Source organism: Jiangella alkaliphila, assembly GCF_900105925.1.
Classification (GTDB): Bacteria; Actinomycetota; Actinomycetes; order Jiangellales; family Jiangellaceae; genus Jiangella; species Jiangella alkaliphila.
Map to the genome: position 1 here is coordinate 6,023,132 of NZ_LT629791.1, position 19,363 is coordinate 6,042,494.

Genomic DNA, 19,363 nt, shown 5'->3' on the forward strand with positions numbered 1-19,363 from the left:
CCGAGCTGCTCGCCCTCAGAGGTTGTGGGCGAGCAGCTCCAGGCCGATGACCAGGAGACCGAGCGCGACCTCTGCGAACAGGACGATCACCCGCTGCCACGTGGGGAGCCGGACCCGGCGGACGGCGAGGTAGCCGATGGCGGCGAGGGCGGCGACCAGGGCGATGCTGGCCGCCCGCAGCGCCGCCTCGATCTCCCACACGTCGGCGACGGCGAGGCCGATGAACACGGTCGGCAGTACCAGGGAACCGAGTGCGCCGAAGCTGACCCGGGCCATGTGCCGCATCTCGTCGCGCAACGGCAGCGACTCGTGGACGGCGATGTGCGACACGACGTCGGCGACGAAGACGGCGAGGACGGTGCCGACCACGACGACGACCAGCGAGAGGGCCGCCTCGCCGGCCGACACGGCGTGGGCGCGCAGCGCCAGCACGACGGCGAGCGCCGTGAAGGTGATGTAGATGCGCTCCTTGAGGATGTCGGCGCGCTGGCCGGCCGGCAGCTCCTCGTCGCGGCGGCCCGGCCCCTGGCTCATCGCGCCAGCGTACCGGCGCGGGCGGCGGCCACCTCGAGTCCGCGAGGCGTGGTCGGGAACCGGTCCAGCATGGCCCGCAGCTCGGCCGCGCCCACGTTGGCGCCGAACACCTCGGTGAACGGCTCCATCCGTACGCCCTCCGCCAGCGGCCCGGCGACCACCGGGTCGAAGCCGAGCGCGTCGACGATCGACCCCGCCGAGGCGACGTCACCGGTGTCGTCCCCCGCGACGGCGATCGCCTTGCGGCCGGGCGTCCCGGTGGGCAGGGCGCCGTCCTCGAGGTCGTGGTAGCCCATGTGGTTGAACGCCTTCACCACCCGCGACCCGGGTAGGAACGCCTGCACCAGCTCGCTCGACGACGTGCGCGGGTCGGTGAGGTCGGCACGGCCGCCGTCGACCTCCCACCAGTAGTTCATCGCGTCGAGCACCAGCTTCCCACGCAGCGCATCCGCCGGGATCGTCCGGTACTTCCCCAGCGGCAGGGCCAGCACGACGGCGTCGGCGTCCTCGGCGGCGGCACGAGCGGTGACGGCGCGAGCACCGGGCGTGACGACCTCGACGATCAGTGCGATCCGCTCGGCCGCGCCGGAGCCGGCGACGAGCACCCGGTACCCGGCCGCGACGGCGAGCCGGGCCAACACCGTGCCGACCTTGCCGGCGCCGAGGATCCCGATGGTGCGCACGTCGCCGGTCACGAGCCGGCCACCAGGTCGCGAACCATCGGGACGACCTTCGAGCCGTACAGCTCGACGGCCCGCAGGCGCGCGCTCACCGGCTGCGCGCCGGAGGAGTAGATGAGGTCGAACCGGCCGACGCCCAGGGCCTGGACGGCGTGGGCGATCTTGCGCGCCACGGTCTCCGGCGAGCCGACGTACATCGAGCCGTGCGCGATCTCGCGCTCGAACTCCGCCGGCTGGATCGGCGGCCAGCCACGCTGCTCGCCGATGCGGTCGCGGATCACCTTGTACCGCGGGTAGAACAGCTCCTTCGCCTCGTCGTCGGTGTCGGCGACGAAGCCCGGCGAGTGCATGCCGACGGGGTGCGCGACGGTGCCGAACTGGCCGGACGCGCGCCGGTAGAGGTCGAGGTAGGGCGCGAACCGGTCCGGCGAGCCGCCGATGATCGCGAGCATGAGCGGCAGCCCGTAGTAGGCGGCGCGGACGACGGACTGCGGGGTGCCGCCCACGCCGACCCAGGTGGCCAGCCGGCCCGACTCCGTCTTCGGGAACACGTCGGCGTTCTCCAGCGCGGCCCGCTTGGTGCCGCTCCAGGTCACCGGCCGCTCGTCCAGCAGTTGCGTGAACAGCTGCAGCTTCTCCTCGAACAGCACGTCGTAGTCGGCGAGGTCGTAGCCGAACAGCGGGAACGACTCGGTGAACGAGCCGCGGCCCAGGATCACCTCGGCCCGGCCGTTCGACAGGGCGTCGACGGTCGCGAACCGCTGGAACACCCGGACCGGGTCGTCCGAGCTCAGCACCGTCACGCCGGAGCCCAGCCGGATGTTCGACGTGCGCGCCGCGATGGCGGCCAGCACGGTCTCCGGCGACGAGATCGCGTACTCCGGGCGGTGGTGCTCGCCCAGCGCGATCGCGTCGACGCCGAGGTCGTCGGCGAGGACGGCCTCGTCGACGACCTGGCGGATCGCGGCCGCGTAGCTGACGGGAACGCCGTCGTCGCCCTCCGGAACGTCGCCGAAGGTGTCCAGCCCGAAACTGAGGTCGCTCATGCCGGCCTCAACATTGCTGACATGTCAACTATTTCCGTGGCAGCGACGCGGCTCGCGGACCGCCGCCGGGCTATGTGTGGGCGGGATGACGACGGCCCGGCGGCGGGGCCCGTGAGCCCCCGGCCACGGCTCTGCCCCGGTTCGCACCGGGCGCGACCGGGGGACGGAGACCCGAGGCGCTCCCCTCTCGTCACACCCTCGGGTCACATGGCGGCCGGTGCGGATTCCCCCGACTCGTCGCACCGGCCGCTACCGCAACCTAGCCCCGGCCCTCCCGCCACCGGAACTACCCCGGACTGGCCCCTTGCGCATTCCGGGCAGATCGTGCGTACGCTGGGCCGATCAGGGCCGGCTAGTCCAGGAGTGGCCCATGGTGAACGCCTCCGCGGCCGTGCCCGTCGAACGCTCCGTGGTCGTCGCACGCACCATGAGCGAGTCGGCCGAGGTGATCCGGCAGGTCTACATCGGCCACGAACCGCGCCTCGGCCGCGACCACGCGGGTACGGAGTTCAGGGTGATGTCGGCGCGCGCCGGGGTCCGGGCCGGCCCGCTCGGCGCCGACCGCGTCCACGTCACCGTCAACTTCCGGACCTCGACGGAGCCGTTCGGCTACCTGTTCGCGATGTCCGTCGTGCACGGCGTGTTCGAGGTCGCGGCCGGCGGCGAGGAGTGCCGGGCAAGCGCCGGCGACATCCTTCTGTTCCCGCCCGGCGCGCCGGTGAGCGCCCAGTGGACCGACCTGGACGCGGGCATCCTCCGGCTGCCGGTCTCCAGCGCCGCGGACCTCGCCGCGGAGCGGTTCGGCATCGACCCCGCCGACCTGCGGTTCGAGTCGATGTCGCCGGTGACGCCGCGGCTGGGCCAGTACTTCCGCAACGTGTGCGCGACGATCGGGCGCGAGCTCACGGCGGACGACTCCGCGGCGGCGCACCCGCTGATCGCCGAGGAGATGGTGCGGACGGCGGCCGCGGCGGCGCTGGCGACCTTCCCGAACACGACGATGACCGTCGCGCACTCCCCCAGCCCCGGGTACGTCGCGCCGCGGGTGCTGCGCCGGGCGGCGGCCTACATCGAGGAGCACGCCGCCGAACCGATCACGCTGACGGACATCGCGGCGGCGGCCGGCGTCGGCGCCCGGGCGCTGCAGTACGCGTTCGGCCGCCACCTGGGCACGACGCCGCTGGCCTACCTGCGCGCGGTGCGGCTCGAGCACGCGCACCACGCACTGCAGGCGGGCGACCCCGCGGCCGGCGCGACCGTCGCCACGATCGCCGCGTCGTGGGGGTTCGGGAAGCCGAGCCGGTTCGCCGCCGACTACCGGCAGCGGTACGGCCAGCCGCCGAGCCGGACGCTGCGCACCTGAGCTCAGAGCCCACTGCGCGCCGCGCCTCGTCGACACGATATAGTGAAGCTCCTTCACTGTGAGGGTGGTTATCGATCGAGGAGGCGCCATGACTCTCGCCATCGAGACGGCCGGGCTGCGCAAACGGTTCGGCGAGGTCCGTGCGCTGGACGGGCTGGACCTGACGGTCGAGCGCGGCGTGGTCTACGGCCTGCTGGGCCCGAACGGCGCCGGCAAGACGACCGCGGTCCGGGTACTCGCCACGCTGCTCGTCGCCGACGACGGCGAGGCCTGCGTGCTCGGCCACGACGTGCGGCGCGAGGCCGACGCCGTCCGGTCGCGGCTGTCGCTGACCGGGCAGTACGCGTCGGTCGACCAGGACCTCACCGGGGCCGAGAACCTGACGCTGATCGGCCGGCTGCTCGGCCGCTCCGGCCGGTCGGCGCGCGAGCGCGCGGCGCAGCTGCTGGCCGCGTTCGACCTCGCCGACGCGGCGAGCCGGCCGGTCAAGCAGTACTCCGGCGGCATGCGCCGGCGCCTCGACATCGCCGCCAGCATCGTCGTCACGCCCGACCTGCTGGTCCTGGACGAGCCGACCACCGGCCTCGACCCGCGCAGCCGCGCCGACGTGTGGCGCATCGTCCGGGCGCTGGCCGCGCAGGGCACCACGATCCTGCTGACGACGCAGTACCTCGAGGAGGCCGACGCGCTGGCCGGCCGGGTCGCCGTCGTCGACAACGGCCGGGTGGTCGCCGAGGGCACGCCGGGCGAGCTGAAGGCGTCCGTCGGCGCGGCCCGGCTGCACGTCCGGTTCGACGACGGCACCACCGCGGCGGCCGCGGCGGACACGCTGCGCTCGGCGTTCGACCTGGAGGTCGCCCACGAGCCCGGCAGTGGCGCGCTCACCGCGCCGGTCGACGACCCGGAGCGGGCGACGGCGATCCTCGCCGAGCTGACCCGCCGGCACGCGCCGATGACCGGCTTCTCGCTCGACCGGCCCAGCCTCGACGAGGTGTTCCTCGCCCTCACCGCCAGCACCGCGCGCCAGGAGGTGTCGTCATGACCATCGAGTCGCTCACCGGCGGCCCGCGCCCGCCACGCGCCGGAGCCGTCGCCACCACCGCCGCGTACACCCGGCGCGGCCTGCTCAAGCTGCGGCGGGTGCCGGAGCAGCTGGTTGACGTCACCATCGGGCCGATCCTGCTGCTGGTCATGTTCACCTACGTGTTCGGCGGCGCGATCTCCGGCACGACCGGCGACTACCTGCAGTTCCTGCTGCCCGGCATCCTGGTGATGGGCGTGCTGCTCACCGCCGTCCAGTCCGGCGTCACGCTGCAGGCCGACCGCACCTCCGGCGTCGTCGACCGGTTCCGCTCGCTGCCCGGCTGGCGGGCGGCGCCGCTGGTCGGCGCCGTGCTGGCCGACTCGGTGCGGTACGCCGCGACCGCCGCGATCATCGTCGTCACCGGGCTGCTGCTCGGGTTCGACGCGGACGGCGGCGTGCTCGGCGTGCTGGCCGCCGCGCTGCTCGTCGTCGTGTTCGCGTTCGCGCTGTCCTGGCTGTTCACGACACTCGGGCTGGCCGTGCGCAGCGCCGGCGCGGTGCAGGGCATCGGGATGATGGCGATCTTCCTGCTGGTGTTCGTCAGCAACGTGTTCGTCGACCCGTCGACGCTGCCCGGCGCGGTCGCCTCGTTTGTGAACGTCAACCCGATCTCGCACCTGGTCGACGCCGTGCGGGCGCTGCTCTACGGCCGGCCGGCCGGCGCCGAGGTCGCGCTCGCCCTGGCCGAGGCGGCCGCCGTCACCGCCGTGTTCGCCCCGCTCACGGCCCGGTTGTACGGACGGTGAGCGCGGCAGCCTCATCGAGCGCGGCCAGCAGGGCGGCCGTCGCGGGCGGGTCGGGCGGGTCGCCGTAGGTGGCCGCGAAGATCCGCCGCGGCGGGACGTCGAGCCGGGTGACGGTGACCGCAGGGTCGCGGTGGGCGCTCAGCGCCAGCCCGGGGATCGTCGTGACGCCCAGGCCGGCGGCGACCAGGCTCTGCATGACCACCATGTCGTCGGTCGCCGACGTCAGGCGCGGGGTGAAGCCGGCCCGCTCGCACAGCTCGACGAGGTGCGTGCGGCAGCGCTCGCAGCCGCCGATCCAGGTCGCGTCGCGGTGGTCGGCCAGCGTGCCGCCACCGCCGGTCGAGAGCAGGTGGAGCGGGTCGTCGAGCAGGTGCCGCAGGCGGACGCCGTCCTCCTCGGGCGCGGTCTCGTCGTAGCGGAAGATCACCGCGACGTCGACGTGCCCGGCCCGCAGCAGCCGCAGCGCGTCCTCGGGATGGGCGTCGGTCAGCCCCAGCTCCAGGCCCGGGTGCCGCTCGGCCAGGACCGCGGCGGCGCGCGGGATCAGCGCGCTCAGCACCGAGCCGAAGCCGGCCAGCCGGACCCGTCCCGCCCCCAGCCCGACCAGCGTCGACAGCTCCGTCGTGGCGGAGTCGACCCGGCCGATGATCTCGGCCGCACGGTCGGCCAGCAGCCGGCCGGCCTCGGTGAGGCGGACGCCGCGGCCGACCCGCTGCAGCAGCTGAGCGCCCGTCTCGGCCTCGAGCCGGGCGAGGTGGTGGCTGAGCGACGGCTGCGTGTAGTGCAGCTCGCGTGCCGCCGCGGTGACCGAGCCGAGCCGGCGGACCGAGTCGAGGACGCGCAACTGCACCAGGCTGACCATCCATAGAGTCTATGCATGAGTCACCGTGAAAATCGACATTGGACCTATGCGTTGGCCAGGGCCACGCTGTCTTCATGACGACTTTCGCGCTCGCCGCACTGGTGCTGATCATGATGCCGGGCCCGGACCAGGCCCTCATCACCCGCAACGCGTTGGTCGGCGGCCGCTCCGGCGGGCTGCTGACGATGGTCGGCGGCGTGCTCGGCCTGACGGTGCACGCGGCCGCCGCCGCGGTCGGGCTGTCGGCGCTGCTGCTCGCCTCGGCCACCGCGTTCACCGTCCTCAAGATCGCCGGCACGGCGTACCTGCTCTGGCTGGCGGTGCAGCTGCTGCGCTCGGCGGCCCGGTCGCGGCGCTCGCCCGAGACGGCCGACGAGCTCCTGGCGGCGGCGCCGCGGCGCTGGGCGCACCTGCGTCAGGGCTTCCTGTCGAACGCGCTCAACCCCAAGGTCGCGCTGTTCTTCGTCACGTTCCTGCCGCAGTTCCTGTCCGGCGGAGCCGGGTCGGCGCGGGCCGAGGCGCTGCTGTTCTCGGCCGTCTTCGCCCTGCTCTACCTCGCCTGGTTCGGCCTCTACATCCTCGCCGTCGACCGGCTGGGCCGGTGGCTGCGACGGCCGGCGGTGAAGGCGCGGATCGAGCAGGTGACCGGCGTGCTGCTGGCCGGCGTCGCGATCAGGCTGGCGACCGCGGCGAACCACTGACCGGGCCGGCCGCGATCTCCTCCAACTCCCCGGGCGGCAGCGCCGACAGCGCCGTCAGTGCCCGGAGGAAGCCACGGCGATCGGCGGCCGGCAGCGTGGCCAGCAGCCGCTCCTCGCGGGCCCGGATGTCCGCCGTGACCGACCGCCGCACGCGCCGGCCCTCGTCGGTGATGGCGAGCAGCCGGGCCCGGCGGTCGTCGGGGTCGGGCGTCCGGGAGATCAGCCCGGCCTCCTGCAGCGCGTCGAGCGTCCCGATGATGCGGGTCTTGTCGGCGCCGATCGCCTCGGCCAGCGCGGCCTGCGTCCGGATGGGCGTTCGGTCGAGCGCGGCGAGCACGGAGTAGCCCCACATCGAGACGTCCTGAGTGGCGAGCACCGGCATTTCGACCTCGATGAGCGCCCGCACCAGCGGGTACAGCATCGCGGCGAGGTCGCGGCGTTCGTCGGGCTCCATGGGAAGAAAATACCAATGGCGCAATCATAGGCTTAGGCATACGATAGGCGTATGCAGATTATTGAGCTCGACGCCCGCGCGGTCCGGGCCAGCGCCGACCTGGCCGCGAAGGCGACCGCCGCCGACCTCTCCAAGCCCACGCCGTGCCGCGGCTGGACGCTGTACGGCCTGCTCGCGCACATGACGACCCAGCACTACGGCTTCGCGGCGGCATCGCGCGGCGACGCCGACCCGGAGAAGTGGAAGCTGCTCTCCCTCGGCGACGACCCCGTCCACGCCTACCTCGACTCCGCCGGCCACGTCATCGACGCGTTCGCCGCCGACGGCGTGGCGGACCGGCCGTTCCCGCTGCCGGAGTTCCGCCCCGAGCCGTTCCCCGCCGAGCAGGCGATCAGCTTCCACCACGTCGACTACGTCGTCCACGCCTGGGACGTCGCGAAGACCCTCGGCGCCGAGCTCCACGTCGACGACGAGGTCCTGGACGCCGCGCACACCGTGGCCGCCATCGTCCCGGCCGGTCCCCTGCGGCTCGCGCCGGGCGCGGCGTTCGGCCCGGAGGTGCCGTGGGAGGGCGGGTCGCGGCTGGACCAGCTGGTCGCCTACCTCGGCCGCTCCCCCGCCTGGACGCCCTGACCTCGGTCAACATCGTGCGCCGGGACACGTCCGGCCGCCCGGTTCACGTCCAAGGCGCGAGCCAGTCGATGACACGCTCGGCTGCCGGCGCGCATCAGCTCGCCAGCCCGAGCACCTCGGAGCGCTCCTCCTGCGAGAGCAGCCCACCCATCGGCGACACCTCGCGCATCTCGATGGAGCCCCGATCCAGGCCTGTGAGGACACGATGGATGCCGGGCAGGTCACCACGCTGGACGAGGGAGTCCCATCGGTCGAGGTTGCGCACGTGCGGTTGCCCACGCACGCTCCCCCGCAACCGCTCGAGGTTGCGCCGGATCGTCGGCCGCCACCGCTCCAGGACGTCGCCCGTCAGCTGCGTCGAGAGCTGACGATGCAGCCGCCACGACCGCCGCTCGGAGCGCGTGAGGTCCGGCACGACCGGCCGGCGGACGACCTCGAGCCGGTAGCCCATGCACGACAGCAGCCGGTCCAGTTGCTCGTCGCTGAGATCGACCTTGCCGGAGAGGAACTGGCTGATGCTCGGCTGCCGCACCCCGCTGAACCTGGACAGCTCGGACTGGGTGGTGCTCGTCTCGAGCATCACCTCACGCAGCACGTCACCCCGGCTGGACACGCGTCGATTATAGCACCTTCTGCTATACCAACCGCCGGCCGTTACTTGGCGTCGGCGTAGGACGGGGCGATGGCGACGCTGAGGGGGAACTGGACGGGAAAGTCGCCGAACAGCAGGCGTCCGGCCTCGGCCGCGGCCGCCTGGACCTCGGCGGCGACGGCGTCGGCGAGGTCGGCGGGGGTGTGGACGACGATCTCGTCGTGGACGAAGAAGACGAGGTGCGGACGGGCGGCGAACGGGGCCGGCACGGGCCCGTCGTCGGACACGGACGGCGACGGCCCGAGGGCCCAGAGCCGCCGCCGGATGGAGGCCAGCCAGCACAGCGCCCACTCCGCCGCGGTGCCCTGCACGACGAAGTTGCGGGTGAACCGGCCCCACGACCGCGCATACGACCGGGCCTTCGCGACGTCATCATCGCCGGCGTCGTCCTGGTAGGCGCCGGCCTGCGTCTCGTGCCACGTCGCGCCGGGCAGCGGCGACGACCGGCCGAGGTGCGTCGTCACCACCTCGCCGCGCTCGCCGGCCCGGGCGGCGTCGTCGACGAAGGCCAGGGAACGAGGAAAGGCCTTCGCCAGCCGCGGCAGCACCTGCCCGCTGGACCCGGTCGTGCCGCCGTACATGGCGCCGAGCATGCCCACCTTCGCCAGCTCGCGGGTCGGCACGGCGCCGGACGCGACGATGCCCGCGTACATGTCCGCGCCCCGCCCGTCGGGCCCGCGCCCGGCCGCCGCCATGACCTCGTCGCCGGCCATGGCGGCCAGCACGCGGGGCTCGAGCTGCGCGGCGTCGGCGATGACAAACGACCAGCCGGGGTCGGCGACGACGGCCCGGCGAACGCTCTTGGGCAGCTGCAGCGCTCCCCCGCCGCTGGACGCCCACCGGCCGGTGACGACGCCGCCGACGACGTACTCGCTGCGGAACCGGCCGTCGCGCACCCACGCCTCGAGCCAGGCCCAGCCATTGGCGGTGAGCAGCCGGTAGAGCGACTTGTACTCCAGCAGCGGCTCGACGACCGGATGATCCAGCTGCTCCAGCTCCCACTTGCGCAGGCTGCGCGCCCCGACGCCGGCCCGCTCGATGGCCCGGAGCAGGTCGCGCGGCGAGTCGGGGTTGAGGCTGGCCGGCGCGTCCAGCGCCGCGCGAATGAGGTGCGCCAGCTCCTCCAGCCGGGCCGGCCGCTCGCCCAGGCGCGGGCGGGGCCCCAGAGTCTCGGTCAGCACCGCGTCGTGGACGTCGGCCAGCCACGGCAGCCCGGCGTGGTACATCTCGACGGCCGCCAGCGCGCCCGCCGACTCCGCCGCCAGCAGCAGCCGCAGCCGCCCGGCCGCCGCCAACGACGCGGCGACCACCGCGTCCTGCACCGCCAGCTCGGCGACGGGGTCAGGCCCGGGCGCGGAGTCGTCCACGCCGGGGGCGGCGAACAGCATCGCCGGCTGGTCAGGCGTCGACGTCAGCGGCGCGGGCGGCAGCGTGTCCCACGGCCCGGGCGGCGCGTCGCCCGGCTCCGGCCACGACGCCAGCGCCGAGCCACGCAGGATGCGGTGCCCCAGCCGCAGGTCGTACGCCCGCTCGACCCGCACACCGGCGGCCAGCAGCCCCGGGTACCAGCGGTTGGTGTCGTCCCAGGTCCACCGCGCCGACGCACCGGCGGCGACCACGACGGAGGGCAGCTCGCCCAGCGCGACCCGCCGGCCGTCGACGCGCACGGAACCGTCGGGCTCCGGGACGATGACAGGCTGCACGCCCTCATCCTGCCGCCCGCCACCGACAACCGCCGCGTCAGCTCGACGTCTGACCGTCCAGCGACTCGCGGAGGATGTCCGCGTGCCCGGCGTGCTGGGCGGTCTCGGCGACCAGGTGCAGCAGTACCCCGCGCACGCTGCGCTCCGCGCCCGGCAGGTTCCACGGCGCCCTCCGGCAGCGGATGCGCGGCGGACAGGTCGGCGACGGCGGCGACGATCCGCTCCGTCTCGGCGACGTGCTCGTACCGTTCGACGACGCCGGCCAGCGTCTCGCCGGGCAGCAGCAGGAGCTCCGCACGGCGTTCGCGACGCTGGCCCGCCGGTACGCGGCCGCGGCGGGGATCAGTGCGTGAACAGCCCGCTGTACGCGTTCAGCGCCGGCTGGCCGCCGAGGTGCGCGTACAGGACGGTCGCGTCGCGCGTGATCTCGCCGCCGGTGACGAGGTCGATCAGCCCGGCCATCGACTTGCCCTCGTAGACGGGGTCGAGGATCACGCCCTCGAGCCGGCCGGTGAGCCTGATCGCGTCCAGCGTGGAGTCGACCGGGACGCCGTACCGGTCGCCGGCCCAGCCGGGCAGGACGGTGATCTCGTCGTCGCGCAGCGGGCGGCCGACGCCGATCAGCTCGGCGGTGGCCCGGGCGATGCGCGCGACCTGGCCGCGGGTCTCGTCGAGCGTCGCGCTGGCGTCGATGCCGATGACCCGGCGCGGCCGGCCGCCTGCCTCCTCCAGCGCCGCGAACCCGGCGATCATCCCGGCCTGCGTGGAGCCGGTGACCGCGCAGACCACGATCGTGTCGAAGAAGACGCCCAGCTCGCGCTCCTGCGCCTCGACCTCGTACGCCCAGTTCGCGAAGCCGAGCCCGCCGAGCCGGTGGTCGGACGCGCCGGCCGGGATCGGGTACGGCCGCCCGCCGCGCGCCGTCACGTCCTCGATCGCCCGCGTCCACGACTCCTTGAACCCGATGCCGAAGCCGGCCGGGTCGAGCCGGACCTCGGCGCCCATGACGCGGCTCAGCAGGATGTTGCCGACCCGGTCGTTCAGCGGGTCGGGCCAGTCGACCCAGTGCTCCTGGACCAGCACCGCCTTCAGGCCGAGCGACGCGGCGACGGCGGCCACCTGGCGGGTGTGGTTGGACTGGTAGCCGCCGATCGACACCAGCGTGTCGGCGCCCTGGGCGAGCGCGTCGGGGACGATGTACTCCAGCTTGCGGGTCTTGTTGCCGCCGTAGGCGAGGCCGGAGTTGCAGTCGTCGCGCTTGGCCCACGCCGCCGCGCCGCCGAGGTGCGCCGTCAGTCGCGGCAGCGGGTGCACCGGGCTCGGCCCGAACGTCAGCGGGTGCCGCGGGAAGTCGGACAGCGCCATGGTCACCACTCCTCGCGGCTCACGGTCGAGAATGCAATATATTGCACACCACGGAGCGGCATCGGGCAAGAGCCGGACGGCGTGACGAACGCCCCGAGCGGCGCGGTCGTCGGTCTCTAGGGTGTGTCTCCCAAGTCTCGGCCGTAGCGAGCGGCGTCCAGGTGGATGCCTCGCAAGGCCGAGGAAGGAGACATAGCGGTGCCTATGGCGACTGACGAGAACGCAGCGAGGCGCCGCCTGGGCGTCGCGCAGTAGGCCATGGACTTGGGAGACACACCCTAGGCGGCGAGCGGCGCCGAGGGCGACACTGGAGCATGGCAACCGAGATGAGCAAGACGATCGTCGTCGGCGTCGACGGGTCGCCCGACAGCGGCGTGGCACTGGACTGGGCGGCCGAGGAGGCGCGGCTGCGCGGCGCCCCGCTGCAGGCCGTGTTCGGGCTGTGGATGCCGATCGCGGCCGTGCCGTTCGGCGGCGCCGCGGTCCTGCCGCCGTCCGACGAACTGCGCTCCTTCGCGACGGAGGTCCTCGACGCGGCGCGGCAGCGGGCGAAGGAGACCGCGCCCGGCCTCGACGTCGACACCTCCCTCGTCCTGCGCCCGCCGGCCGAGGCCCTGCTCGACGCCTCGAAGGACGCCGGCCTGGTCGTCGCCGGCACCCGTGGCCTCGGCACCATCGGCTCGCTGGTCCTGGGCTCGGTCAGCGGCCGGGTCGCGGCGCACGCGACCTGCCCGGTCGTCGTCGTCCCGCCGCACGAGGGCGCCGGCGACGGCTCCATCGTGGTCGGCGTCGACGGCTCCGCCCACAGCGAGGCGGCGCTGCGGTTCGCGCTGACGGAGGCCGGCCTGCGCTCCGCGCGGGTCGTGGCGGTCGGCGCCTTCCGGATGCACGGCCACACGACGGCGCCGGAGCGTCAGGAGACCGAGGACCTGCTGAACGCCGCGCTGGACCGCGCCCGCGCCGCCACCGGCGCCCCCGGCGCCGCCGCCGAGGCCACGACCCTCGCCGAGCCGGGCTTCCCGACGGACGTCATCGTCGAGGCCGCCGTCGACGCGTCGCTCGTGGTCGTCGGCTCTCGCGGCCGCGGCGACGTGCGCAGCATGCTGCTCGGCTCCACCAGCCGGGGCGTCCTGCATCAGGCCGGCCGCCCCGTCGCCGTCGTCCACGGCTGACCCGCGGACGGAGGGCGCCGGGTGGAGCAGGGGTTTGCCTTCGAGCGCGCTCAGACCCCTAGCGTCGAGACCATGAACGACACCTTCACCTGGATCATCACCGGCGCGTCCCGCGGATTCGGCCGCGCCATCGCGGAGCGGGCGCTGCGCAACGGCGACGCCATCATGGCGGCCGTGCGTCAGCCCGAGGCGCTCGCCGACCTGGCGGAGCGCTACGCCGGCACGTTCGCCACCTGGCAGTTCGACGCGCGCGACAGCGAGCTGGCGCTGCCGCTCGTGCGGGCGGCGGTGGACCGGTTCGGCCGCGTCGACGCGCTGGTCAACAACGCCGGACGGGGCATCGTCGGCGCCGCGGAGGAGGTCGCCGAGGCGGACCTGCGCGAGGCGATGGACCTGCACTTCTTCGTCCCGGCCGCGTTGGTGCGCGCTACGCTGCCCATCATGCGCCAGCAGGGCGGCGGCACGATCGTGCAGCTGAGCAGCCAGGGCGGCCGGATGTCCTTCCCCGGCGTCGGCGGCTACTCCGCCGGCAAGTTCGCCCTCGAGGGCTGGTCCGAGGCGCTGGCCGGCGAGGTCGCGCCGTTCGGCGTCCGCGTCATGATCGTCGAGCCGAGCCGGTTCCGCACCGGCTTCAACGCCCCCGACGTGCTGGGGGTGGTCGACGCCGGCCCGGTCTACCGCGACGCGCTGGCCGCGGTCCGCGCCGACATGAGGCGCGCCGACGGCGTCCAGGAGGGCGACCCCGCGCGCGCCGCCGACGTCATCGTCGACCTGGTGCACCGCGACGAGGCGCCCCCGCTGCGACTCCCGCTCGGCGCCGAGGCCGTCGAGCGGATCGGCGGCTCCTACACCGCGAACCTCGACGCGCTGCGCCGCTGGGCCGACACCGCGCGCTCGACCGACTTCCCCGACGCGCCGCCGTCCTCGCGCCCGGCCGTCGCCTCCTGGGCGGGGTCGGCCTGATGGCCGTCCAGGACCTCATGGGCCGGGCGCTGGCCGCCCTGTCCGACCTCGACGGGCCGCTGCCGATCGAGGTGATCCACCGGCTGGCCGGCACCGACGGCGACGTCCAGGCGCCCCTGACCATCGCCGAGGCGTCCGAACTGCTGGACGTCTCGCCGCACACGCTGCGGTACTACGAGCGGGCCGGTCTGGTCGACGTCGGCCGCGACGCCAGCGGCTACCGCCTCTACAGCGCCGAGGCGGTGCGCCGGCTGGTGTTCCTCACCCGCATGCGGCTGTCCGGCATGGCCATGCGCGACCTCCAGCACTACGTCGCGCTGGTCGAGGCCGGCGACGAGACGGTGCCCGAGCGGCTCGACATGCTGCTCGAGCACCGCGACACCATCCGCCGCCAGATCCGTGAGCTGACCCTGTCGCTCGCCGCCACCGAGTACAAGATCGCCACCTACGGCGGCCACACCGGCGACGACGCCTGCGACGACAACTGACCCGAGTTGATCATGGCGATAGTCGGGCCCGGAGGCGCTCGGAAGCCGACGTTCTCCATGATCAACTCGGGCCGAGGTCGGTGGGCGGGTGCCAGGACCCCGGCGCTCACCAACCTGGGTGTGGAGCGCGTCCTGGGTGTGAGGCGCGATTCCGGGCCCGTTTTGCCGGTTCAGCGCGACTCACACCCAGGACGCGCGTCAGACCCAGGAAGCCAACGGTGCAAATCGGGCGAACGGAGCGAACAGTCCGGGCTGTGCCCGGTTCTTCCCCGTCCCCCTGATAGCTGCCAGTTCTTTAGGCCATGGGCAGCAGGGGGACGGCCGACTCGGCAAACCCCGCCAACGAGCTAATCAGCGACGCGGGGGGCGTGGATGATCGTCTCCAGGGGCATGATCGCCGCACCGACGGCGACGGTGTCGCCGCCGAAGGTGGCGGGCAGCAGCTCGTACTGGCTGCCGGGCCGGGCCAGGGCGTTGGCGCGGACGGCGTCGTCGATGCGGCCGGCCAGCGACTCCATCAGCCGAAGCCCGACCCAGCCGCCGACGACGACGCGCTGGGGGTTGGCGAGGTTGACCAGGCCGCCCAACGCCACGCCGAGGGTGTCGACGAGGTCGTCGACGACGCCGGAGGCCGCGCGGTCGCCGGCCTCGGCCGCGTCCAGGAGCGCCCCCAGCGCGTGCCAGCCGGTGCCCTCGAACCGGCCACCGGCCGCGGCCCAGGCGGACAGGATCGCGTCGGCGCCGACGTAGGCCTCGACGCAGCCGCGGGCGCCGCACCGGCAGCGGCGGCCGTTGCGCTCGATCTTGAGGTGGCCCCACTCGGCGGCGCTGCTGGTGGAGCCGTACTGCAGCGACCCGCCGGCGATGATCCCGAGGCCGACGCCGCGCCCGAGCAGCACGACGACGGCGTAGTCGACGCCGCGGGCGGCGCCGAACCACTGCTCGGCCTTGGCCTGGGTCTTGGCGCCGTTCTCGGCGTGCACCGGCAGGTCGTGCGAGACGAGGTCGGCGATGCCCACCGGCGGCCAGGCGAGGCTCTGCGCGTAGAGCACCTGCCGTCCGTCGGCCTCGGTCTCGACGATGCCGGGCAGCCCCAGGCCGGCGCCGACGAGGTGCCGCCAGGCCCGCGGGTTGCGCTCGCGCAGCGCCTCGATGGCGTCGTCGAGGTCGTGTGCGATGTCCTCGGGTGCCTCCGGCTCGCGGCCGCCGCGGAACTCCCGGTCGACGCGGGTCATGGTGAGGTCGAACAGCTCGACGGCGACGCCGCGCTCGCCGACGTCGGCGCCGATGAAGTACGCGCCGTCGGGGCGCGGCTCGATCAAGGTGATCGGCCGCCCGCCGCGCGACGCCTTCGAGCCGGCCTCGATCACCAGGCCCTCGGCGATCAGCTCGGACACCAGGTGCGTCGCCGACGCCAGCGACAGGCCGGTGTCGCGGGCGATGGTCGCGCGGGTGGTCTGACCGGCCAGCACGATCTGCCGCAGCACGTGCGCCCGGTTGGTGCGGCGCAGCGACACCACCGTCGCCGACTCGGGCGCCGAGGACGCGCGGCGGCGGGCACTGTCGGAACCGGTCATGGCGCGTCCACCGTACTGGAGCCGTCGGCGTCGCCGAGCACGACGCGGGCCAGCGTCGCCCGCGCCGTCGCGACCACTCGCACGCCACGCGCCGTCGGCTCGCACACGACCGGCGCGGCCCGGCCGTCCGGCCCGACGACCCGGACCCCGCGAAGGTCGGTCGTCTCGCCGAGCTCGTACTCCACCCATTCCCCCGGCTCGAGGTCGACGACGATGCCGTCGCCGTCGGTGCGGGTCCGGCCGCCGGGGTGCCGGAACGGGTTGCCCGGATCGTCGGCGGGGACGTCGAAGCGCAGCGTCACGGTGTCGTCGGCGCGCAGGCCGTCGAGCGACCGCCCGCCGGCGCGGTACGACGCGCCGGGGCCGCGGAAGCCGAACCCCCACGCCGGGATCGACGCCGGCGACTCGCCGGTGAGCGCCGCGACGATCTCCGGCCGCCAGTCGCAGTTCTCCAGCCGCATCGCCTCGATCAGCTGGTCGAGCACGGCGCCCGCCGCCGCCCGCCCGAGCAGCGGCGCGGCCGTCGACACGCTCGCCACGACCCGGTCCCAGCCGTCCGGCGGCCGCACCGAGGCCGGCGACGTCGGCGTGGCGAGCTTCTTCCACGGCCAGAAGTTCCAGCCGATGCCGTGCGCCTCGTAGAGCCGGTGCGCGGTGTAGAGCCAGTCGGCCGTGTTCTCGCCGCCCTCGCCCATGTAGATCGGCAGGCCGAGCCGGTCGCGCGTCTCGAGGAACGCGGCGATGCTGGGACGGTCGGGCGCGGACCAGTACTTGTGGAACTGCAGCAGCGAGTTCTCGTCCCACACCTCGGTGAAGATCTCCCAGTTCGTCGCCCAGTGCGAGCCCTCGTAGACGATGAGGTGGTCGGCGTCGACGGCGCGGATCTCGGCGGTGAGGTCGCGGTACAGCCGGACGAGGTCGTCGCGGTAGGTGTGCTGCCACTCGTTCGGCAGCGGCTCGTTCAGCAGGTCGTAGCCGAGCACCGTCGTGTCGCCGGCGTACCGCGACGCGAGGTCGCGCCAGAGCCGCAGCGTGTTGCGCCGGTACCGGTCGTCCATGAACAGCTCGGGCAGGCCGCGCGGCGAGTCGTCGATGTTGGTGCCGGTCTGCCCGCCAGGTGCCCCGTGCAGGTCCAGCAGCACCCACAGCCGGTGCGCCCGGCACCACCGCAGCAGCCGGTCGATCAGCTCGTACCCGGCCTCGATCGGCTCGCCGTCCGCGGTTTGGAGCACCCGCGCGTTGATCGGCAGCCGGACGTGGTCGAACCCGCTGGCGGCGATGCGGGCGATGTCGGCCTCGGCGACGAACACGTCGCGGAACCGGCCCCAGAAGTCGGCGGCGGCCGACGGTCCGGCCAGCCGCTCGACCAGCGCCTCGATCTCGCGCGGCGACTCGGCGCCGGGCCCGAACCCCCACATGTACCCCTCGGGCAGCAGCCAGTTGCCCAGCCCGACGCCGCGCAGCAGCAGCTCCCGTCCGGTCCCGTCGACGAGTGCGGCGTCGCGCGCCCGCACGACGCCGGAGAAGTCGGCCGGGCGGGCCGGAACGGTACGGGTGGTGGCGTGGCCGATGGTCACGTGGTGGTCTCCCTTACTTGAGGCCGGACAGGGCGAAGCCCTGGACGATGTAGCGCTGGCAGAACACGAAGACGACCAGGACGGGGACGACCATCAGCGAGGCCGCCGCCATCTGCAGCCCCGGGTCGACGGAGAGCTGCTGGTTGAGCAGCGCCAGACCGACCGAGAGCGTGTAGGAGTCCTGGTCGGTCGCGATGATCAGCGGCCAGAGGAAGCTGTTCCAGCCGGCGATGAAGGCGAGGACGGCCTGCACGGCCAGGATCGGCTTGGACATCGGCAGCACGACGGACCAGAACGTGCGGAGCTCGCCCGCGCCGTCGAGCCGCGCCGCCTCCAGCAGCTCCCCCGGGATCGTGGTCATGAACTGGCGGAACAGGAAGATGCCGAACCCGCTCACCAGCGTCGGCAGCGCGATGCCGACGAGGGTGTTGGTCAGCTCCAGGCCGTTGATGACGAGGAACGTCGGGATCATCGTCACCTGCACCGGGATCATCAGCGTCGCCAGCACCAGGAAGAACAGCCACCGCTGGCCGCGGAACCGGAACTTCGCGAACGCGTAGCCGGCCATCGCCATGAGCAGCACGCCGACGCCGCCGATCAGCACCACGACGATGGTGTTGACGAGGTAGCGGCCGAACTCCAGCTCGGTGAACAGCTGGGTGTAGGAGTCGAACGTCGGGTCGCGCGGCAGCAGCGACGGCGGGAAGTCGATCGCCTCGCGCTGCGGCTTGAACGAGCCGCTGAGCATCCAGAACAGCGGGAACGCGGTGAGGACGGCGCCCGCGGCGAGCACCACCGCGACCGTGACCCCCGTCCGCCGATCAGTTCTCCGCATCGGACCTCCTCAGCCGCAGCTGCACGACGGTGACGGCGGCGATGAGGACGAACAGCACCAGTGACCCCGCGCTCGCATAGCCGAACCGGTTCTGCTGGAACCCCTCCTGATAGAGGAAGATCGACGCCGACGTCGTGGCGCCGAGCGGGCCGCCGTCGGTCAGCACGAACGGCTCGTCGAAGAACTGCAGCCAGGCGATCGTCGTCGTCACCGTCACGAAGAAGATCGCGAACCGCAACAGCGGGATGGTGATCGACCGGATCGTCCGCCACTCGCCGGCGCCGTCGATCGCGGCCGCCTCGTGGTAGACGCGCGGGATGCCCTGCAGCGCGGCGAGGAAGATGATGATGTTGAGCCCGGTGCCGCGCCAGACGGCGACCAGCGCGACGGAGAACTTGGCCAGCTCCGGGTCCGACAGCCACTGCACCGGCTCGACGCCCACCAGCGAGAGCAGCCAGTTGAACAGCCCGAACTGGGTGTTGTAGAGATACCCCCACACCAGCGAGATCGCGACGATGCCGGTCACCGCGGGCACGAAGTAGAACGCCCGCAGCGCGCGCACGAACCGCCCGTCACCGCGGGCCAGCATCAGCGCGACGGCCAGCGACAGCACGACGATCGCGGGGACACCCAGCACCACGAAGATGCCGGTGTTGACCAGCGCGTTCCGGAAGTCCGGGTCGTCGAACAGCTGCCCGTAGTTGTCCAGCCCGACGAACCCGACGTTGCCCCAGTCGGCCAGCCCGGAGATGTCCATGTCGGTGAGGCTGACCACGGCGGCGACGGCGATCGGCAGCACGCCGAACGTCAGGAGCAGCACCATCGCCGGCGTCACGAACAGGTACGGCGTGAGGCCGCTCCCGGCCCGGGCCAGCCGGGAGCGTGGTCGTGCGGGGGACGCCGGCCGCACCGGGCCTGATGCGGCGCG

The 19,363-nt window shown here is 73.6% G+C and carries 20 protein-coding genes and 1 pseudogene; 8 read left to right on the forward strand and 13 right to left on the reverse strand.

Annotation, left to right across the window (positions count from 1 at the left end; all coding sequences use genetic code 11):
- Positions 1-15 precede the first annotated feature (15 nt).
- Genes BLV05_RS27750 through BLV05_RS27760 form a run of 3 tightly spaced genes read right to left on the reverse strand, consistent with a single transcriptional unit; the run spans position 16 to position 2,260 of the window.
- Positions 16-534: a hypothetical protein gene (locus BLV05_RS27750; RefSeq protein WP_046771567.1), complete on the reverse strand. Its 519-nt coding sequence runs from the start codon at positions 532-534 to the stop codon at positions 16-18.
- A complete protein-coding gene (locus BLV05_RS27755) occupies positions 531-1,229 on the reverse strand; it encodes an NADPH-dependent F420 reductase (protein WP_197683354.1) in 699 nt (232 codons plus the stop codon). Before BLV05_RS27755 ends, BLV05_RS27750 begins: the two co-directional genes overlap by 4 nt.
- Complete coding sequence (locus BLV05_RS27760) at positions 1,226-2,260, reverse strand: LLM class flavin-dependent oxidoreductase (protein WP_046771566.1); 1,035 nt, start codon at positions 2,258-2,260, stop codon at positions 1,226-1,228. The genes BLV05_RS27755 and BLV05_RS27760 overlap by 4 nt, the downstream gene beginning before the upstream one ends.
- Positions 2,261-2,630: 370 nt before the next feature.
- Here BLV05_RS27760 and BLV05_RS27765 point away from each other — a divergent pair, with 370 nt between their 5' ends.
- The 3 genes from BLV05_RS27765 to BLV05_RS27775 all read left to right on the forward strand — a co-directional run bounded on the left by BLV05_RS27765 (position 2,631) and on the right by BLV05_RS27775 (position 5,453).
- A complete protein-coding gene (locus BLV05_RS27765) occupies positions 2,631-3,623 on the forward strand; it encodes an AraC family transcriptional regulator (RefSeq protein ID WP_052762953.1) in 993 nt (330 codons plus the stop codon).
- Positions 3,624-3,711: 88 nt separating this feature from the next.
- Positions 3,712-4,665, forward strand: a complete 954-nt coding sequence (locus BLV05_RS27770; RefSeq protein WP_046771565.1) for an ATP-binding cassette domain-containing protein — start codon at positions 3,712-3,714, stop codon at positions 4,663-4,665.
- Positions 4,662-5,453 (forward strand): ABC transporter permease, encoded by a 792-nt coding sequence (locus BLV05_RS27775; protein ID WP_046771564.1) that lies wholly within the window; start codon positions 4,662-4,664, stop codon positions 5,451-5,453. Before BLV05_RS27770 ends, BLV05_RS27775 begins: the two co-directional genes overlap by 4 nt.
- On the opposite strand, the gene BLV05_RS27780 is transcribed toward BLV05_RS27775, so the two are convergent.
- Positions 5,428-6,315 carry a LysR family transcriptional regulator gene (locus BLV05_RS27780; RefSeq protein WP_046771563.1) on the reverse strand — a complete coding sequence of 296 codons (888 nt, stop codon included), beginning with the start codon at positions 6,313-6,315 and terminating at the stop codon, positions 5,428-5,430. The two genes, BLV05_RS27775 and BLV05_RS27780, sit on opposite strands and share 26 nt — an antisense overlap.
- A gap of 74 nt (positions 6,316-6,389) precedes the next feature.
- Between BLV05_RS27780 and BLV05_RS27785 the strand changes: the two genes are divergently transcribed.
- Positions 6,390-7,016, forward strand: coding sequence for a LysE family translocator (locus tag BLV05_RS27785; protein WP_046771562.1), 627 nt, complete (start codon positions 6,390-6,392; stop codon positions 7,014-7,016).
- Here BLV05_RS27785 and BLV05_RS27790 read toward each other — a convergent pair.
- Complete coding sequence (locus BLV05_RS27790) at positions 6,988-7,470, reverse strand: MarR family winged helix-turn-helix transcriptional regulator (protein WP_046771561.1); 483 nt, start codon at positions 7,468-7,470, stop codon at positions 6,988-6,990. The genes BLV05_RS27785 and BLV05_RS27790 overlap by 29 nt on opposite strands.
- A 51-nt stretch (positions 7,471-7,521) precedes the next feature.
- Between BLV05_RS27790 and BLV05_RS27795 the strand changes: the two genes are divergently transcribed.
- On the forward strand, positions 7,522-8,103 hold the full coding sequence (locus tag BLV05_RS27795) for a TIGR03086 family metal-binding protein (protein ID WP_046771560.1): 582 nt from the start codon (positions 7,522-7,524) through the stop codon (positions 8,101-8,103).
- 94 nt (positions 8,104-8,197) lie between these two features.
- On the opposite strand, the gene BLV05_RS27800 is transcribed toward BLV05_RS27795, so the two are convergent.
- The 4 genes and pseudogenes from BLV05_RS27800 to BLV05_RS27815 all read right to left on the reverse strand — a co-directional run bounded on the left by BLV05_RS27800 (position 8,198) and on the right by BLV05_RS27815 (position 11,823).
- The gene (locus tag BLV05_RS27800) at positions 8,198-8,683 is read right to left on the reverse strand and encodes a helix-turn-helix domain-containing protein (protein WP_046771598.1); all 486 of its coding nucleotides are present in this window, start codon (positions 8,681-8,683) and stop codon (positions 8,198-8,200) included.
- A 74-nt stretch (positions 8,684-8,757) separates the two neighbouring features.
- Complete coding sequence (locus BLV05_RS27805; RefSeq protein WP_082155653.1) at positions 8,758-10,458, reverse strand: bifunctional 3'-5' exonuclease/DNA polymerase; 1,701 nt, start codon at positions 10,456-10,458, stop codon at positions 8,758-8,760.
- A 37-nt stretch (positions 10,459-10,495) separates the two neighbouring features.
- Positions 10,496-10,742 (reverse strand): annotated as a pseudogene (locus tag BLV05_RS38810) (mycothiol transferase); the annotation flags it as partial.
- Between the two features lie 58 nt (positions 10,743-10,800).
- On the reverse strand, positions 10,801-11,823 hold the full coding sequence (locus BLV05_RS27815) for a 1-aminocyclopropane-1-carboxylate deaminase (protein ID WP_046771596.1): 1,023 nt from the start codon (positions 11,821-11,823) through the stop codon (positions 10,801-10,803).
- A gap of 326 nt (positions 11,824-12,149) precedes the next feature.
- Between BLV05_RS27815 and BLV05_RS27820 the strand changes: the two genes are divergently transcribed.
- The 3 genes from BLV05_RS27820 (at position 12,150) to BLV05_RS27830 (ending at position 14,446) form a co-directional block, all read left to right on the forward strand.
- Positions 12,150-12,995: a universal stress protein gene (locus tag BLV05_RS27820; protein WP_160312804.1), complete on the forward strand. Its 846-nt coding sequence runs from the start codon at positions 12,150-12,152 to the stop codon at positions 12,993-12,995.
- A 72-nt stretch (positions 12,996-13,067) separates the two neighbouring features.
- Positions 13,068-13,958: an SDR family oxidoreductase gene (locus tag BLV05_RS27825; RefSeq protein ID WP_046771558.1), complete on the forward strand. Its 891-nt coding sequence runs from the start codon at positions 13,068-13,070 to the stop codon at positions 13,956-13,958.
- The gene (locus tag BLV05_RS27830; protein WP_046771557.1) at positions 13,958-14,446 is read left to right on the forward strand and encodes a MerR family transcriptional regulator; all 489 of its coding nucleotides are present in this window, start codon (positions 13,958-13,960) and stop codon (positions 14,444-14,446) included. The genes BLV05_RS27825 and BLV05_RS27830 overlap by 1 nt, the downstream gene beginning before the upstream one ends.
- A 347-nt stretch (positions 14,447-14,793) precedes the next feature.
- On the opposite strand, the gene BLV05_RS27835 is transcribed toward BLV05_RS27830, so the two are convergent.
- The 4 genes from BLV05_RS27835 to BLV05_RS27850 are packed head-to-tail and all read right to left on the reverse strand — an operon-like array spanning position 14,794 to position 19,258.
- On the reverse strand, positions 14,794-16,023 hold the full coding sequence (locus BLV05_RS27835) for an ROK family protein (protein ID WP_046771556.1): 1,230 nt from the start codon (positions 16,021-16,023) through the stop codon (positions 14,794-14,796).
- A complete protein-coding gene (locus BLV05_RS27840; protein WP_052762952.1) occupies positions 16,020-17,600 on the reverse strand; it encodes a glycoside hydrolase family 5 protein in 1,581 nt (526 codons plus the stop codon). Before BLV05_RS27840 ends, BLV05_RS27835 begins: the two co-directional genes overlap by 4 nt.
- 13 nt (positions 17,601-17,613) lie before the next feature.
- Entirely contained in the window at positions 17,614-18,435 is an 822-nt protein-coding gene (locus BLV05_RS27845; RefSeq protein WP_046771555.1) for a carbohydrate ABC transporter permease, read from the reverse strand.
- Positions 18,422-19,258, reverse strand: a complete 837-nt coding sequence (locus tag BLV05_RS27850) for a carbohydrate ABC transporter permease (protein WP_046771594.1) — start codon at positions 19,256-19,258, stop codon at positions 18,422-18,424. Before BLV05_RS27850 ends, BLV05_RS27845 begins: the two co-directional genes overlap by 14 nt.
- Between the last annotated feature and the right edge of the window lie 105 nt (positions 19,259-19,363).

Excerpts from the sequence above, each read along its gene's own strand:
- BLV05_RS27750 (WP_046771567.1), bottom strand. The coding sequence starts at position 534 with ATGAGCCAGGGGCCGGGCCGCCGCGACGAGGAGCTGCCGGCCGGCCAG.
- BLV05_RS27760 (WP_046771566.1), bottom strand. The coding sequence starts at position 2,260 with ATGAGCGACCTCAGTTTCGGGCTGGACACCTTCGGCGACGTTCCGGAG.
- BLV05_RS27765 (WP_052762953.1), top strand. The coding sequence starts at position 2,631 with ATGGTGAACGCCTCCGCGGCCGTGCCCGTCGAACGCTCCGTGGTCGTC.
- BLV05_RS27770 (WP_046771565.1), top strand. The coding sequence starts at position 3,712 with ATGACTCTCGCCATCGAGACGGCCGGGCTGCGCAAACGGTTCGGCGAG.
- BLV05_RS27775 (WP_046771564.1), top strand. The coding sequence starts at position 4,662 with ATGACCATCGAGTCGCTCACCGGCGGCCCGCGCCCGCCACGCGCCGGA.
- BLV05_RS27780 (WP_046771563.1), bottom strand. The coding sequence starts at position 6,315 with ATGGTCAGCCTGGTGCAGTTGCGCGTCCTCGACTCGGTCCGCCGGCTC.
- BLV05_RS27785 (WP_046771562.1), top strand. The coding sequence starts at position 6,390 with ATGACGACTTTCGCGCTCGCCGCACTGGTGCTGATCATGATGCCGGGC.
- BLV05_RS27790 (WP_046771561.1), bottom strand. The coding sequence starts at position 7,470 with ATGGAGCCCGACGAACGCCGCGACCTCGCCGCGATGCTGTACCCGCTG.
- BLV05_RS27795 (WP_046771560.1), top strand. The coding sequence starts at position 7,522 with ATGCAGATTATTGAGCTCGACGCCCGCGCGGTCCGGGCCAGCGCCGAC.
- BLV05_RS27800 (WP_046771598.1), bottom strand. The coding sequence starts at position 8,683 with ATGCTCGAGACGAGCACCACCCAGTCCGAGCTGTCCAGGTTCAGCGGG.
- BLV05_RS27815 (WP_046771596.1), bottom strand. The coding sequence starts at position 11,823 with ATGGCGCTGTCCGACTTCCCGCGGCACCCGCTGACGTTCGGGCCGAGC.
- BLV05_RS27820 (WP_160312804.1), top strand. The coding sequence starts at position 12,150 with ATGAGCAAGACGATCGTCGTCGGCGTCGACGGGTCGCCCGACAGCGGC.
- BLV05_RS27825 (WP_046771558.1), top strand. The coding sequence starts at position 13,068 with ATGAACGACACCTTCACCTGGATCATCACCGGCGCGTCCCGCGGATTC.
- BLV05_RS27830 (WP_046771557.1), top strand. The coding sequence starts at position 13,958 with ATGGCCGTCCAGGACCTCATGGGCCGGGCGCTGGCCGCCCTGTCCGAC.
- BLV05_RS27835 (WP_046771556.1), bottom strand. The coding sequence starts at position 16,023 with ATGACCGGTTCCGACAGTGCCCGCCGCCGCGCGTCCTCGGCGCCCGAG.
- BLV05_RS27845 (WP_046771555.1), bottom strand. The coding sequence starts at position 18,435 with ATGCGGAGAACTGATCGGCGGACGGGGGTCACGGTCGCGGTGGTGCTC.
- BLV05_RS27850 (WP_046771594.1), bottom strand. The coding sequence starts at position 19,258 with ATGGTGCTGCTCCTGACGTTCGGCGTGCTGCCGATCGCCGTCGCCGCC.